The 16,951-nt window shown below is 32.3% G+C and carries 14 protein-coding genes; 3 read left to right on the plus strand and 11 right to left on the minus strand.

Features of this window, described 5'->3' with window-relative positions; genetic code table 11:
- Positions 1-12 precede the first annotated feature (12 nt).
- The 10 genes from ACW9UN_RS02485 to ACW9UN_RS02530 all read right to left on the minus strand — a co-directional run bounded on the left by ACW9UN_RS02485 (position 13) and on the right by ACW9UN_RS02530 (position 14,779).
- Positions 13-1,791, minus strand: coding sequence for an efflux RND transporter periplasmic adaptor subunit (locus tag ACW9UN_RS02485; protein ID WP_459483566.1), 1,779 nt, complete (start codon positions 1,789-1,791; stop codon positions 13-15).
- Positions 1,781-2,263, minus strand: coding sequence for a DUF305 domain-containing protein (locus tag ACW9UN_RS02490; protein WP_459483568.1), 483 nt, complete (start codon positions 2,261-2,263; stop codon positions 1,781-1,783). Before ACW9UN_RS02490 ends, ACW9UN_RS02485 begins: the two co-directional genes overlap by 11 nt.
- Before the next feature lie 26 nt (positions 2,264-2,289).
- Positions 2,290-3,081 carry a cation efflux transmembrane domain-containing protein gene (locus ACW9UN_RS02495; RefSeq protein WP_459483569.1) on the minus strand — a complete coding sequence of 264 codons (792 nt, stop codon included), beginning with the start codon at positions 3,079-3,081 and terminating at the stop codon, positions 2,290-2,292.
- A gap of 4 nt (positions 3,082-3,085) precedes the next feature.
- The gene (locus tag ACW9UN_RS02500) at positions 3,086-5,581 is read right to left on the minus strand and encodes a heavy metal translocating P-type ATPase (RefSeq protein WP_459483571.1); all 2,496 of its coding nucleotides are present in this window, start codon (positions 5,579-5,581) and stop codon (positions 3,086-3,088) included.
- A 4-nt stretch (positions 5,582-5,585) separates the two neighbouring features.
- Complete coding sequence (locus tag ACW9UN_RS02505; protein ID WP_459483573.1) at positions 5,586-6,821, minus strand: TolC family protein; 1,236 nt, start codon at positions 6,819-6,821, stop codon at positions 5,586-5,588.
- Positions 6,818-10,525, minus strand: a complete 3,708-nt coding sequence (locus ACW9UN_RS02510) for an efflux RND transporter permease subunit (protein ID WP_459483575.1) — start codon at positions 10,523-10,525, stop codon at positions 6,818-6,820. Before ACW9UN_RS02510 ends, ACW9UN_RS02505 begins: the two co-directional genes overlap by 4 nt.
- A gap of 107 nt (positions 10,526-10,632) precedes the next feature.
- Positions 10,633-11,046, minus strand: a complete 414-nt coding sequence (locus tag ACW9UN_RS02515; protein ID WP_459483576.1) for an HYC_CC_PP family protein — start codon at positions 11,044-11,046, stop codon at positions 10,633-10,635.
- Positions 11,047-11,709: 663 nt separating this feature from the next.
- Positions 11,710-13,098 carry a tRNA uridine-5-carboxymethylaminomethyl(34) synthesis GTPase MnmE gene (gene mnmE, locus ACW9UN_RS02520; protein WP_459483578.1) on the minus strand — a complete coding sequence of 463 codons (1,389 nt, stop codon included), beginning with the start codon at positions 13,096-13,098 and terminating at the stop codon, positions 11,710-11,712.
- 102 nt (positions 13,099-13,200) lie between these two features.
- On the minus strand, positions 13,201-14,082 hold the full coding sequence (locus ACW9UN_RS02525) for a mechanosensitive ion channel family protein (RefSeq protein ID WP_459483580.1): 882 nt from the start codon (positions 14,080-14,082) through the stop codon (positions 13,201-13,203).
- A gap of 196 nt (positions 14,083-14,278) precedes the next feature.
- The gene (locus ACW9UN_RS02530; protein ID WP_459483582.1) at positions 14,279-14,779 is read right to left on the minus strand and encodes a Dps family protein; all 501 of its coding nucleotides are present in this window, start codon (positions 14,777-14,779) and stop codon (positions 14,279-14,281) included.
- Between the two features lie 208 nt (positions 14,780-14,987).
- On the opposite strand from ACW9UN_RS02530, the gene ACW9UN_RS02535 reads away from it, so the two are divergent.
- From ACW9UN_RS02535 to ACW9UN_RS02545, 3 genes are read left to right on the plus strand one after another with little or no spacing between them, the layout of a single operon-like run.
- A complete protein-coding gene (locus ACW9UN_RS02535; RefSeq protein WP_459483584.1) occupies positions 14,988-15,326 on the plus strand; it encodes a DUF4870 domain-containing protein in 339 nt (112 codons plus the stop codon).
- 30 nt (positions 15,327-15,356) lie between these two features.
- On the plus strand, positions 15,357-15,701 hold the full coding sequence (locus ACW9UN_RS02540; RefSeq protein ID WP_459483586.1) for a DUF3024 domain-containing protein: 345 nt from the start codon (positions 15,357-15,359) through the stop codon (positions 15,699-15,701).
- The gene (locus tag ACW9UN_RS02545) at positions 15,694-16,110 is read left to right on the plus strand and encodes a UPF0158 family protein (protein ID WP_459483588.1); all 417 of its coding nucleotides are present in this window, start codon (positions 15,694-15,696) and stop codon (positions 16,108-16,110) included. Before ACW9UN_RS02540 ends, ACW9UN_RS02545 begins: the two co-directional genes overlap by 8 nt.
- 58 nt (positions 16,111-16,168) lie before the next feature.
- Here the strand turns inward: ACW9UN_RS02545 and ACW9UN_RS02550 are convergent, their stop codons facing one another.
- Positions 16,169-16,765 (minus strand): NAD(P)H-dependent oxidoreductase, encoded by a 597-nt coding sequence (locus ACW9UN_RS02550; protein ID WP_459483590.1) that lies wholly within the window; start codon positions 16,763-16,765, stop codon positions 16,169-16,171.
- Positions 16,766-16,951: the final 186 nt, after the last annotated feature.

The following is a 16,951-nucleotide window of genomic DNA, read 5'->3' on the forward strand; positions in this document are numbered from 1 at the left end:
TTACTTGATTTATTATTCTATTACTTGTTTTACTTCACCACAGGTTAGCATTGCTTCGCCAAAATATGGATTGATTACTTTTTCTTCTTTGCTTAACCAATAAGCACCATTATTGTTATCTGCCATTGGACAAAATTCTACATAGACCTTTTCATTGATACCAAATAGTTGTACAGCATTGATTAGATGTGATGATAAATGTTTAAAATGGTCTCTTTGTGATTTTATATCGGACGTTTCAGAAATTGAAGTTGCAGAAGATTTTATTTCGCCTTCTAATGACATCCAATGGTTATGCGCCTTATTATCTGACAACAATTTCATATCTACTTTGTTCAATTTATTTAATAAAGTTGTTGCGTTTGCTGAAGTACTTATTGAATCTTCTTTTACTAAAGCATCTTTTAAATTGATATACGCATTGTAAACACTATTTAACTGCTCTTGAAATTTCTCTGATACTTCCAAACGCTCATTCATATTAGTGTGGTCACTTTCTTTGTTAGATGCATTGTTATCCATACCTAAATGACCTTCGTGTCCAGTCATTACTTTACCACCATCTTTATTCATCATAGACTTTTTGCCTTGTAATTGTGCTGCTGCATCAACCGTAAATGTTCCGTTAGTCACTATTTCATTTCCAACAAATAAACCTTCTACAACTTCATATTCATTACCAATTTGATTGCCTAATTTAATTTCACGCATTTCAAAAATAGGTTGGTCTGGATTTGTTTTAAGGTACACCACAGAACGCTCACCTGTCCATAACACAGCAGATGTAGGAATTGTTAATACCTCGTCATTTTTAGCTGTACTGCCTTCAATATTTGCGGTTACAAACATTCCTGGTTTAAATACATCATCTTTATTATTTAAAACAACACGTAAGGTTACAGTTCTTGTTTTGGTATTTAAAACGGGGTCAATAAAATCTACTTTACCTTTAAATTCTTTATTAGGATAAGCATTGGTTGTTATCATCACTTCCTGTCCTTTTTTAAAGCGGTCAATCTGATTTTCATACACATCAAAATTTCCCCAAACTGTGTTGAGATTGGCAATTTTTAATAAGGGTTGTCCTTGTTTGATGTAATCGCCTTGCTCTACCAATTTTTCTGTAACAGTACCCGAAACGGTTGCATAAACAGGAAAGTTTTCTTTCACCTTTCCTGTTTCTTCAATCTGATTGATTTGATTTTCAGAGAGTTTCCATAATTTCAATTTATTACGGACTGCTTTGTATAAAGCAGGTTGAGATTCTTTTAAAGAAGCTGCTGTGATTAATTCTTGTTGTGCTGCATAGAGTTCTGGCGAATAAATGGTTGCCAATAATTGACCTTTACGAACTTCTTCGCCTGTAAAACTCACATTCAAACGTTCAATTCTTCCAGCGAAATAACTTACCTGTACTGCATTGGCTTCTTCGTTTTCAGCAATTTTACCAGATAACTTTATGGTGTTGCCTTCAACATTTCCCTTGCCTACAACAGTTGTTTGAATATTGGCTAATGCCATCGCATTTTCTGTTAGTTTAAATTGGTCTGCCATTAAGCCATCACTTCCGCTTTCCGCAGGAATTAAATCCATACCACAAATGGGGCAGTCGCCTGGCTCTGGTTGCATAATCTGTGGATGCATAGAACACGTCCACATTTGATTGGTTGCTGCAACCGCATCGTGATTATGGTCTATTTCTTCATTTGTCGAGCCACCAAAAAGCAACCAACCCAATAACACACCTACTACGAGTATGCCAATATATATGACTATTTTATTATTTTTCATTCTCTAATCGTTTTATCATTGCTTTCATTTCTTCTATTTCTTTACGTTGTGCTTTTATAATGTCTTCTGCTAATTTTTTAACTTCTGGGTCTTGAATATCTGCTCTTTCACTTGTTAAAATAGCGATAGAATGATGTGGTATCATTGCTTTCATCCAAAGGACATCACCAATAATGGGTGCTTGTGTTCTTACCAACCCTAATGCACCAACAAACAGAATAAAACTACCTGCGAGTATGGCGATATTCTTCTTTTTATCATTATACATTTTTCGCATAAAAAACCACATTATAACTGCCATTGTTGAAATTCCTAAACAAGACATATAGAATCGTGTTAAACTAAACCATACGTGGTCTATGGAATAGGTGTTTAAATACATTGTGATGTACATTGCTACAAATGAGCAAGCCAACATTATAAAGAAGGTTTTGTAATTTCCTTTGTTTGAGTGTTCTTTTGAATTTTCCATATTTTTTAATTTTATAGTTAAACTTTTTACTTACTTAATTTTAATATCCTGAATGCACCTTGTATCACCAATCCAAATACAATGATTCCTATAATTAAATCTGGAATACCAGAATGCAGCCAATTGACTAAAACGCCTGCTGTAATTACGCCAAGATTTATTATAATATCATTAGAGGTAAAAATCATACTGGCACGCATATGTGCTTCTTGACTTTTAGATTTTTGTAAGAGGTACAAGCAAATGCCATTTGCAATCAAAGCAAATACTGAAACGATAATCATTGTTGAAAATACAGGTAGCGATTCATAGCCTAAAAACCGACGTATTACCTCAACGATTCCGATAATTGCAAGTGTTATCTGAAAATAGCCTGCATATTTTGCAATACGTTTCTTTTTTAAAACTGTACCACCAACCGCTATTAAACTCAATCCATAAACAAATGAATCTGCCAACATATCTAAACTATCAGCAACTAATCCCATTGATTTTGAAATAAGTCCTGTACTCATTTCAATAATAAAAAATGCAAAATTGATGATTAGAACTGTCCACAACAGTTTGGATTGACTCCTTGTAGATTCAGTAATAATTGTGTCTGTATCTTCTGAACTGATTAAACTTTCATTTAATTTTAATTCATTTAAGGCATTACCAATTTCATTTACATTTGAATTATGATATAGTGTTAAGATTCTTTCTTCTAAATTAAAATCAAGTTGTTTGATACCATCTATATCAGATAGCTTCATCTTAATTAGATTTTCTTCAGAAGGACAATCCATTTTTGATATTTTGAAAACTGTTTTCTGCATATAATTAAATGTTTTTTGTTCTTAATCGTAATGCGTTACCTATTACCGAAACAGAGCTAAAACTCATTGCTAAAGCTGCTATCATTGGCGAGAGTAGTATTCCGAAGAATGGAAACAACACACCTGCTGCAATAGGTACACCTAAAGTGTTGTAGATAAGTGCAAAAAATAGGTTTTGCTTAATGTTCTTCATTACAGCATTACTCAAATTTTTTGCTTTTACAATACCGTGTAAATCGCCTTTTACTAAAGTTATCATAGCACTTTCTATCGCTACATCTGTTCCTGTTCCCATAGCAATACCAACATCGCTTTTAGCCAATGCTGGTGCATCGTTAATACCATCACCTGCCATAGCAACTACTCTTCCGTTTTTTTGTAATTTCTCAACTTCTTTGAGTTTGTCCTCTGGTAACATACTGGCTTTAAAATCTGCCAAATTTAATTCTGATGCTACTGCTTTTGCAGTATCGTGATTATCACCTGTAAGCATTATCACATCAATGCCTTTATCTTGAAGTGCTATAATCGCTTTAGCACTTGTTTCTTTTATTTTATCTCCTATAACTACATACCCAACAACGGTTTCATCTATTGACAAATAAGAAACTGTTTTACCCTGTTTTTGGTAAGATTTAGCTTCGTCTTTCATTTTAGAAGTAATATCCGCTTTAGCATATTCCATCATTTTAGGATTACCTAATGCTACATTTTTTCCATCAATTTTAGCTTCAACACCTTTTCCTGTAACAGCACTAAAGTTTTCAGATTTTATTATTTCAGCTTTATGTTCCTTTCCATATTTAACTGTCGCTTCTGCCAAAGGATGTTCACTATTGGTATTTAATGAAACGATGTATTGAAGTAGCTCATTTTTGTTTAAAGCATCATTAAAAGCTCCAACGGTTTCAACTGTTGGTTTTCCTTCGGTAATTGTTCCTGTCTTGTCAATGATAAGCGTATTTACCTTATCCATTTTTTCAAGAGCTTCAGCATTTTTAATCAATACACCATTTTGAGCACCTTTACCCACACCAACCATTACAGACATTGGTGTTGCTAAACCTAAAGCACAAGGACAAGCAATGATGAGAACTGCAATTGCATTGACCAACGCATAGACGTATGCAGGTTCTGGTCCCCAAATAGACCATACAATAAATGTGATAATAGAAATAAGAACTACAACTGGCACAAAATAGCCTGAAACTTTATCTGCTAAATTTTGAATAGGTGCACGACTTCTACTGGCATCATTAACCATATGAATGATTTGTGATAATAAAGTGTCACTTCCTACCTTTTCTGCTTTCATTAAAAAGGATTGATTCCCATTAATGGTTCCGCTACTTACTTTATCATCTTGAGATTTGTTTACAGGAATAGGTTCTCCTGTAATCATAGATTCGTCAATAGTTGTTTCGCCTTCAGTTATCACACCATCCACAGGAATTTTATCGCCTGGTTTCACTTTTAGAATATCATTAAGTTCTATCTCGTCAATACTGACTTCAACTTCTTCGCCATCTACTATTTTTATGGCTTTGTTAGGTGCTAATTTTAACAGTTCTTTTACTGCCGAATTGGTTTTACTATGTGCACGAGCTTCTAACAATTGACCTAAAAGCACTAACGTTAAAATCACAGTTGCTGCTTCAAAATAGACGTGAACTGCACCTGACTCGGTTTTAAATTGTTCAGGAAATACATCTGGAAACAACATCCCAAATACACTAAATAACCAAGCCACACCTGCACCGATTCCAATGAGTGTAAACATATTGAGATTCCACGTTTTTATGCTTCTATAAGCACGTTCAAAGAACATCCACGTAGCGTAAAAGACAACTGGAATGGATAAAACAAACTGAATCCAGTTCCAATTTTTCTGTTCCATTATATTATACAATGGATTGTTATTAAGCATTTCGCTCATAGCCATTAAGAAAATGGGCAAGGTAAATGCTGTGGCAATCCAAAATTTCTTTAATAGCTTTTTATACGTTTTTTCCTCTGCTGAACTATCTGCTTCCATTGGCACTAAATCCATCCCACAAATAGGACACGAACCTGCTTCTTCTTTTACAATTTCTGGATGCATAGGACACGTCCATTGTTCCTTTGAAGTTGCTGATAGATTTTGTTCTTCCACCAAATCCATTCCGCAAACAGGACAATCACCTGGTTTGTTATAGATTTTATCGCCTTCGCAATGCATAGGACAATAAAATGTGCCTGTACCTTTAGGTTGCTTTTCCTTTTTAGCTTCTGAATGCTGATGGTGTTCACCTTGTTTATGAATGCTATATGTACCACCATCCTTTTTTAAGGCTTCTTGAAATGTTTCTATGGGAATATGTGATTCCATTTCTATGTTAGCTTCTGCCTTATCTAAATCGACTGTTGCTTTTGAAACACCTCCTACTTTAGAGAGCGTTTCCTCAACGTGACTGCGACAACCGTTACAGGTCATTCCGTGTATGTGATATGTGTGTGTCATTGTTTTACTGAATTAAATAATTAATGATTGTACTTTGCACATAGTAGGTCTTCACAGATTCTATTTGGTTCATTTGAAACTTTAGCTGCAACTTTTGAATATCCAAAACATCATTAAAATCAATCGTTCCTGTTTCATAGCTTTTGATTAAAATGTCTTCTGCATCTTTGGCTTGCTGTAGGTTTTTGGTTTGGGTAGCATAACTTATTCTTGCAGAAATGCGTTCGTTATTCGCTTTGTCTAAAAGCGTTTCCAATGCATTTAAACGTTCCTGTTTTTGAGCAGTAATTTCCTGCTGTTGCAACTCATTTTGTTTGGTTTGGGATTTATATTTCTTATTGAAAATTGGGATAGATACGGAAACCATTGGCATTACAATATCCTTTCCGTTATCGCTGAAATCCATATTTGGTCTTTTAGCCACATTGATATAATCTAATCCAAAACCAATCATTGGACTGCTTTCTTTTTGATTCAATAATTCTGATTGCTCTATGGATTGATAGAGTTTATCAAATTTTAGTAATTCAGGATGTAATACTAATTTTTCAAAAGTAATATCAAAGTCTTCTGAAGGTATCATTAAACTATCTACCACATTCACGGTAACATCATTATCTCTATTCAATAGATTATTGAAGTTAGTTTGTTCTGCTAAAAACTGTTGTTGCAATACATCTTTTAATTGTTGCATTTCGTTCTGACGCATTTGCAATCGCAACACATCTACTGCGGATGCTTTACCAACCTCTACAGAAGTTAATGCCAACGTTTCATAAGTTTCTAATAGTTTGATGTTTTCAGTTAAAACCTCTTGCTTTGCCTTGTTAGCGTATAGATTATAATAGGATTGTGATACCGAAGCCATTAGTTTTCGCTTTGCGATGACAATGTCTTCGTATTTAGCATCTGCCAATGAACTCACGTAATTTTCTCTCGAAGTAATAGTCCCAAACCACGGTAACATTTGTTTAGCAGATACTTTAAAGCGTTGTGCACCTGTTCGTGTTTCTGGCTCACTCACAAAATAACCAACACCAAATTCGGTATTAGGAATGGTGTTGACCTCGTTTACCTTTTCGGAAGCTCTTTTGTATTGTAACTCAAACTTTTGAATTTCTGGATTGTTTTCCAACGCTTCATCAATTAATGTTTCTAATTGTTGAGCGTTCGCAAAAAGACTCAAGAAACAAGAGCCAAGAGCCAAGACGATTTTTATTTGTATTGATTTATATTTCATTTTGATGTTCTTTTAAGTTGAACTTCTGCTTTCCAGCTATACAATACTGGTACAACAAACAAAGTGATTAAGGCTATAAGCATTCCACCAAAACTTGGTATTGCCATAGGTATCATTATATCGCTTCCTCGACCTGTAGAGGTTAATACTGGTAATAATGCTAAAATGGTCGTAGCTGTAGTCATTAAACACGGTCTGATTCGTTTTTCACCAGCTTCAACAACTGATGCTCTAACCTGTTTTTTGTTTTCCGGTGTATTTCTACCGAATGTTTGAGTTAAATAGGTTGCCATAACTACACCATCATCGGTTGCAATTCCGAATAGTGCAATAAACCCTACCCAGACTGCAACACTTAAATTAATTGGGTGTATTTGGAATAAATCACGTAGATTTTCGCCAAAGAAATTAAAGTTTAAAAACCATCCTTGACCATACAACCAAATCATAATAAAACCACCTGCAAATGCTACTGCAATACCTGTGAATACCATTAATGACGTACCTACAGAACGGAATTGGAAATACAGAATTAAGAAAATAATTGCTAATGCTAAAGGCACAACAACCGACAAGGTTTTTTCGGCTCGCAACTGATTTTCGTATGTTCCTGTAAATTGGTAGTTAATACCTTTTGGCACAATTAATTCTCCATTATCAATCTTTTCTTGAATAAGAGATTGTGCATTTTCAACCACGTTTACTTCAGCAAAGCCATCTAATTTATCAAATAAGACATAGCCAACTAAAAAGGTGTCTTCACTTTTAATTACTTGTGGTCCTTGTTCGTATCGAATACTTGCTAATTCACTTAATGGAACAGAACTTCCTTTTGCAACTGGTATATAAATCTGCTTTAAGTCGTTTGGATTATTACGTAGTTCTCTTGGATATCTAACACGGATGCCATAACGTTCTCTACCTTCAACAGTTTGGGTTAAGACCATACCACCAACAGCTACTTTTAAAACATCTTGAACATCTTGAATTGAAATACCATACCTCGCAATTTTTTCTCTATCGATATCTATCAGTAAATAAGGTTTACCCACAATTCTATCTGCAAAAACAGCTTCTTGTTTCACACCTTCAGCTTGTTTTAAAATTTCTTCCAATTGAATACCAAAAGCTTCAATTTGTTTTAAATCTTGTCCCTTTACTTTTATTCCCATTGGTGCACGCATACCTGTTTGTAACATTACCAAACGTGTTTCAATTGGTTGAAGTTTTGGTGCTGAGGTAACACCAGGGAGTTTTGTTACTCTTACGATTTCTTTCCAAATATCGTCAGGTGTTTCAATTTCTGGACGCCAGTTTCTGTAAAATTCACCATCATCATCTTCAATCAGTTGTGTTTTTTTAATGTTACTGAAAATGGTATTCTCAGAATTGTTTGGATTTGCGATGAATTGACCATTTTTTAATGCGAATAAACCTTCATCATTTACTTTAAATCGTTGTCTTTTTCCGTTTTCATTTAATGTGTATTCTGATTTGTATTGAATCACATTTTCATACATTGATAAAGGAGCAGGGTCTAAAGCAGATTCAGTTCTCCCGGATTTTCCAACAACTGTTTTAATCTCTGGAATACTGGCAACTGCCATATCTAATTGTTGCAATACCCTTTTATTCTCTTCAACACCAGAATGAGGCATTGAAGTTGGCATTAAAAGAAATGAACCTTCATTTAATGATGGCATAAATTCTTTACCAGTATTTTTCATAATGAAAACACCTGAAATTACAATAGCAGTAGGAACAGATAAGAATAATAATTTATGATCTAAACACCATTTTAAAATACGAGTATAAAACTTTATGAATAATGAGAAAACACCTAATAAGCCAAAACAAATAATACTTACAAAAATCAAGTTCCAAAAGATACTTTTATCAACTCCTAATGGTCTCCAATATTCTGCTAACAGCATTACAATTGCAGAAACTGAAATGATAATATTTAAAAGGTTTGCTCTCTTCTCATTTATTTTGTTTTGAAGTTTTAATACACCTGTAATTCCAAAACCTATTAAGATGATTCCTAACCAATAACTGTAAATAACACCTATAATACCTGATAAAATTAAAACCGTATTAATAATGTATCCGAAACTTTTTTTAACAGTTTTCTTTCTGAATAAAAACGCTGCAAAAGGTGGGATTAAAAATAAAGCAACAATTATAGAAGCTGTTAAAGCAAAGGTTTTTGTAAACGCTAAGGGTCTGAATAATTTACCTTCTGCACCAATCATTGTAAATACAGGTATGAAACTGATAATCGTGGTCATAACTGCAGTAATAATTGCTCCAGAAACTTCTGCGGTTGCATTATAAACCACTGTGTTTATTGGTAGTTTTCCATCATCTTCATCTAGGTGACGAATGATGTTCTCTGAAAGTATGACGCCAACATCAACCATTGTTCCAATGGCAATAGCAATACCAGAAAGTGCTACAATATTTGCATCAACATTGAAAATTTTCATTGCAATAAACACCAATAAAACAGCAACAGGAAGCAGACCTGATATTAAAATTGAAGCTCGTAGATTAAAAACCATAATCACAATAACTAAGATTGTTATTAAAATCTCTAATGTTAAAGCCTCATTTAATGTGCCTAAAGTTTCTTGAATTAATTCTGTTCTATCGTAAAAAGGAACAATTGTGACTTGTGAAGTTCTACCATCTGCTAAAACTTTTGTAGGTAACCCTGAACTTAACTCGCTAATTTTTTCTTTAACGTTATTGATAACTTCCATTGGGTTTGCTCCATAACGAGCCACCACAACAGCACCAACAACTTCAGCACCTTCTTTATCCAATAAACCACGTCGAGTTGCAGGACCTAATGAAACTTTACCAATATCCTTTATCCTTATTGAAGTATAATCTTCTGAAGTGACTACTGCATTTTCGATGTCTGAAATGGATTTTACATACCCCAAACCACGAACTAAATATTCGGCTTGATTAATTTCCAATGTCTGTGCGCCAATGTCTTTATTGCTTTCCTTAACTGCTTTTACAACGTGATGTAATCCAATATTATACTGACGCATTAGTTCTGGATTTACATCCACTTGATACTCCTGAACATATCCACCAATTGATGCAACTTCAGAAACACCGCTTGCAGAGGACAAGGCATATTTAACATAGTAATCTTGAATACTACGTAATTCGTGTAAATCCCAACCACCTGTTACATTACCGTTTTCATCACGACCTTCAAGTGTGTACCAAAATATTTGTCCTAATCCTGTGGCATCTGGACCTAAAGCAGGATTCACACCATCAGGTAATAAACCACTTGGTAAGGAATTAAGTTTTTCGAGAATACGACTTCTACTCCAGTAAAACTCTATATCCTCTTCAAAAATGATATAGATACTTGAAAATCCAAACATAGAGGAACTACGAATGGTTTTTACTCCTGGAATACCCAATAATGAAGTGGTTAATGGATAGGTTATTTGGTCTTCTATATCTTGTGGGGAACGACCATCCCACTTGGTAAATACGATTTGTTGATTTTCACCAATATCGGGGATAGCATCTACTGCTACAGGATCGCTTGGTAAAAATCCTGTATCCCAATTAAAAGGTGCGTTAACAGTTCCCCATCCAATAAAAAGGACAAGTAGTAAAACTGCAACGAGTTTGTTTTCTATTAAAAATTTGATGCTTTTATTTAGCATATGATTGATTTTAAACAATTAGACAATAGTGTTGTAAAAACACCGAATACAGTAAATTATCCTTACGACATTGCAGTCATAGGATAAAAGAGTCTATTGTTTAAAAATCAAATTAAGTATGTCTCGTCAATCTTGTAGAGTTGCCTTATGACGAGTGGTGGTTTGTATTCTTCGTAGGTAGATACATTACTGTCTAAACCTTCAAAAAGGTTAATGTAAGTATAAACAAATGAAGCGATGAATACTTGTTGCTCAAACGTGATTTTGTCAACTTGCAATTGCAGTTCGTCTTGACCTTCAATTGCTAATTGTTTATCATCACAACAATTTTTCTTGGTAATAGAACATCCTTCGGTTGAAGGCTTTTCCATTTCCATTCCGCACCCTTTGGCTTTATGAAAAATAGCAGTTTCTACTAACGTATCTCCGCAATAATGCATATTCACAGTAAATGACATTGTAGAGAATAACACTACAAAAGCCATTACTAAAGACATTATTTTATGGAAAAACTGCTTCATATCTATTTGCAAAGGTATAAAATTTTAACAACTTGTTATTTTGTTTTGTAAAAACTATAATTAATCTTCAGTATTTGATAGGGAGTGTTTTGAAAATATGTATCATAATTTAGTTACCAATTCAAAATATTAGATGGTAATTGTTAAGTTTTGTTATATTAAAGATTTTCTGCAAATGCTGCTAAATTGACCTACTTATGCAGATAATACTAGGAGCATATCTGTAACTTTATAAGTACCTTTATCGGGTTAAAAATACTTCTATAGAAAAAATGGAGAGCACTTTCTGTTGCTTGATATTTATATTTTTTCAGCTCTTTTCTAAGTTTCTAAGCTTTTTTACTACAAGAACTACCACAATATTTTGTAACAATTGTTCGAGCTGTAAATGTCTTATTGCGTTGCTGGCAATTTTTTAAAAGAAATATGTTACTACTCATTTTTTTGTCACATTAAGTAGCCTTATGGGTCAATAGGTAGCATTATGGTGCATGATTTTCACTGTGTATTTTCATTTATGAGTTTGGGCAACAAATAATGAAATAAGGCAACAATTATACAACAAATTTAGTTAAAAAAGAACAGATTTACTACAGATAAAGGAAGATTGTGTTTGTTAAGGTGAAGAAAAACAACTAGTTGTGTGAAAAAGAGGAGGTGTAATTACTTTCCAATACAAAAGTTAGAGAAAATATGCCCTAAGATATCTTTATCTACATCATAATCTCCAGTAATTGCACCTAAATGACGCAAACATTCACGAATATCAATAGAAAATAAATCCGTAGAAATTTCTAAATCAATACCTTGTTGTACAGAAGTAATCGCTATTAAAGCATTATTCAAAGCTTCGAAATGGCGAGAGTTGGTAACAATCGTTTCGTTATTGCTTAAAGCACCAATATTAACTAATGATGTTAATTCGTTTTTAAGTTCGTCTATACCCGTTTTATTTTTTGCAGAAAGAGGAATTAAATTTTCAATTTCTAATTCTAACGCAGCTTTTTCATCATCAGAAATCAAATCGATTTTATTGGCAATAACTAACAAACGCTTATTTGGAAAACGCTCTTTTATGGAAAGGATCTCTTTTTGTCTTTGTGCTTTTTTTTCTGTTCTAGCGTCAATAATAAAAATAATCAGCTGCGCATTTTCTGCCTTTTCATAGGCTTTTTTAATACCAATGTTTTCTACAACGTCTTTGGTTTCTCTAATACCAGCAGTATCTATAAATCGAAAAGCAACACCTTCTATAATTAGTTCGTCTTCTATGGCATCTCTTGTAGTACCAGCAATATCAGAAACAATGGCTTTTTCTTCGTTTAAAAGTGCATTTAATAAAGTAGATTTCCCAACATTAGGTTCGCCAATTATGGCTACAGGAATTCCGTTTTTCATGGCATTACCAAAAGAAAAACTATCAATTAAACGTTTTAAAACAAAGGTAATTTTTGCTACCAATTCTTTAAAACGAGTTCTATCAGCAAACTCTACATCTTCTCCAGAAAAATCGAGTTCTAATTCTATTAATGCAGCAAAATCTAATAACTGACCTCTTAATTCTTTAAGTTCGTTTGTAATTCCACCACGCATTTGCTGAATTGCCATTTGATGACTTGCTGCTGAATTCGAAGCAATAACATCTGCTACAGCTTCTGCCTGACTTAAATCCATTTTGCCATTTAAAAAAGCACGCATGGTAAACTCTCCATTATCAGCCATTCTACAACCATTTTTTAGAAACAATTGTATAATTTCTTGCTGAATAAAACTTGATCCATGGCAAGAAATTTCTACCACATTTTCGCCAGTATACGAATTAGGATTTTTAAAAACAGATACCAAAACTTGATCTAAAACAATACTCTTATCAACAATATGACCTAAATGAATGGTGTGCGATTTCTGATTTGTTAATGATTTTCCTTTTTTTATCGATTTAAAAAAAGCATCAGCAATTGTAATTGCATTTTCGCCAGAAAGCCTAATAACAGCAATTGCTCCAACACCAGAAGGAGTTGCTAAAGCTATAATTGTATCGTTTTTAATCATGTTGCAAAAATACATAAAGATTTTATCAGAATATAAAAAAAGCCCAACACATAATTGTGCTGAGCCTATAAAGAACTCATGGGGGAATTCTTTATTTCTTAATTAATTTGAAGCATTTTGTTGGTTTACAATTTCTTTGACATTTAATTTATTATTATCTACAAACTCTAAAGTTCTCATTGGGAACGGAATTGTAATGCCTTCTTTATCAAAAGCTTGTTTAATTTTTATAATGGCATTACTCTTGGCTTTTAGTTTTTCTAATGCATTTTTAGAATTTACCCAAAACCTACATAAAAAGTTTATAGAACTGTCACCAAATTCGGTGTAAAAAAACTCTACTTCTTTTTCTAATTTTTGTTGATTGAAATTATCTGCAATAGTTTGTTTAGTCAATTGTTCTACTTTTTCTAAATCAGATCCGTAGGCAACACCACATTCTATAGCAATTCTCATTTTTGAGGTTAACGAATAATTTTTAAAAGGGCTCTCTAAAATCATTTTATTAGGGATAACCACTTTGTTATTATCCGCTTCTTTAATTACAAAATAGTTTAAATTAATGTCTATAACTTCGCCTGCAAAATCATTAGTTTCTACCCAATTTCCAATATTTAAATTTTTTCTAAAGGATAAAACAATACCAGAAATGGTATTAGAAAGCGTGCCTTGTAAAGCCAAACCTACTACAATACCAGAAACTCCGGCTGCAGAAACAATAGTTTTTAAAGTATCATCGAACTTTAAAATGGTCATCGCAAAATACAATCCTAAGAGAAAAATAACTGCGGATGCAATTCTTGATACTAAATTTTTTACAGACTCTTGTTTTATTTTACCTCCTATTGCCTTATTGACAAGCGTACTAATCCAACGCGAACTAAAGTATGCAATAACAAGTACTAATAATGCAATTGCTATGTTAGGAATGTTTTCTATAAAAATTTCTTTCCATAGTAATAGTTTGTCCAATACTTTATTCATGTTTTATACGACGTTTTTTTTAGAAGTTGATAAGATGAGGCTATCTGAAAAGTGAATTGAGTTATCATTATAAAACATATACTATTAATTTACAGTATATAAGGTTTTCGTATTATAATGGAAATGACAATTTTACTTCTTTTAAGACAGCCCCATTTTAGTAAAATATTATTCTAGAATTTTGTAACTTAATTTATTATTTTACAAAACTTGAATTTAATTCTTCTTTGGTGTCTTTTGCCCAAGCATTTAACATCCAAGTAGATTTTTCTAACTCTCTAATGTATGCGCCCATCAAATCGATAGTACCTTCGTCTTTTGCTTTTTCTGCTTTATCTACAATTTTACTCAATTGCTCTAAGATAATTTTATGGTCACTAATAATTTCTGTCACCATTTCGTCATCAGATAACAAGGGGGTTGATTCTTTTATTTTTGATACTTCAATATAATCAGATAATTTGCTAATTGGGTGGTATTTTAACGTTACAATTCGTTCAGCAACTTCATCAATTTTACCTCTAGTATCATTGTACATTTCTTCAAACTTATTGTGCAAATCAAAGAAATTTTTCCCTAAAATGTTCCAATGAAAGTTTCTTAATTTTTGATAATATACATGATAGTCTGCCAATAACACGTTTAATTCTGTTACAACTGGTAATATTTTTTGATTGTTTATGTTTAAATAATCCATAATTTTAATGATGGTTTTAAATGTTAATATTAATTACATTACAAAGATAATTTAGAAACGTAGTTTGGGTTTGCTCATATAGTGTACATATTAACTCAAATGCCGAGCAGAAGTGATATATTGTTATTTTTAGAAATATTCAACCAATATAATGTAACAAAATAGCTAATTTTGTTACTTATAAGTACAACAACCATAAACTCAAACAATGAAAGAAGATAAACAATTACTCGTTTTAACACATTTAAGCCAACTGTTAGATTTTGTTACTGGTATTGGTGGCTTTATAGTACCTCTAGTTTTATGGTTAACAAAAAAAGACGACGTAAAAGATATGGATTTGCATGGTAAGGCAATTATTAATTTTAGAATATCTATGTTTATCTATATTTTAATTTGTATTCCGCTAATTTTGTTGCTTGGATTAGGAATTTTAGGGATAATAGCAATTGGTTTCTTTTACTTAATTTTTCCTATTGTAAATGCTATAAAAGCAAGTAATAACGAGCCGCCTTCTTATCCGTTAACAATTCAGTTTATTAAGTAATTGAGCAAAAGCAAAAAAACTCATAACTGAATGAAAACCAAAATAATTGACATCAATGAATCTACAATACAAAAATATGTAGAATCGTTGCGTCCAGAAAACCATGAAATTCGAAAACAAGTAGATATTGGATATTCTTATGATGGAAAAATTGTAATATTATTTGAGATTAGACCTGAATGGAATGATCCAGAAAAAAAGCAACAAATTGAGTTTGCAAAAATTAAACATTTTAAAGCTAGAAAAGAATGGAATTTATATTGGATGCGAGCAAGTGGAAAATGGGAGCTTTACAAACCATTTCCAGAATCTACTCATTTAGAGAAAATTATTGCAGTTATAAAGGAAGACAAACACGGTTGTTTTTATGGGTAATTTAAAGCAGAATATCATTAGAGAAATTGCTCAAGAATTGGATTGTGGGAATGATTGTTATTATCATTTAAAAACAAATGAAATTATAGCAATTCCCAATTTTTTAGAAGTACCAGACGATGAAGAAGTCAAAGAAATGCTGCGCAAAGATTTTGAAAAGATAAATCGAAATAACTCAGGATTTATAAAAATTGAAATACCCAAAAGTTTCCAATCTTTTAAAATATTGGAACGATTTGCAGAGCAATTAAACGATCAAAACTTTAAGTTAAAATTACAAGTTGTTTTAGGAAATATAAAACCATTTCAGAATTTTAAGAATACAATTGACCAATCTGAGTTTCGGCAATCTTGGTTTGATTTTAAACAAAAAGAACTAGAAAAAATGGTAGAAAATCAATTAAAATGAGAAAAGCCAGTGCCTAATACATACAAGTAGTACTAGATTTACGGAACCAATAGCTCATTTATAGGTGTATCATTAAATCATCTAAAAAAACACGGTAATTATTCAATTCAAACGGAACATCTGCATTTTTTTCCATATCATAAAAATGATGAGTTGCTAATAAGTCCATTTCTATAAAAGCGTTCATTTTGTGAAAGCCAAACATGGCACCTTCATCTACATTTTTTTGATTAAAAAATTCATTTTCTAAAGTAAATGCGGTTTTAGGTGCATTCCAACTTGTAGTAAGTATGTATTTTTTTCCGTGCATTAAACCACCAGTGCCATAATTGATGTTTGGATTTTTGCTACTTCTGCCATCACTTGCATAAATTCCATTTTGATGACCTTCCGTAAAAACTTCATCTATATATTTTTTGAATCCAAACGGTATTTGAAACCACCAAATTGGAGTATGATAAATTACCAAATCTGCCCATTTAAATTTTTCAACTTCTTCTTTTACATCATAATTTTCGCCTACTTGAGTAAATTTCACCTTAAATCCCTCAAGCATATCAAAATATGAAATAGTTTTATTGAAAAGTGTTTCATTAAACCTTCCACCTGAATGTGCAAATGGGTGACTTCCATTAATTATAAAAATGTTTTTCATTTGTTTTTTATTTTACTTGGAACAAAATTAAAGCTATATTTACTATAATAAAAATAATACAAATTATACCTTTGTATTAATAATATAATAGTTATGGTAAATTTAGAATGGTATAGAACATTTAAAGAAATATATGAAAACGAAACATTAACAAAAGCTTCTGTTGCTCTATATGCTTCTCAACCT

The sequence above is a fragment of the Polaribacter litoreus genome, assembly GCF_054584775.1.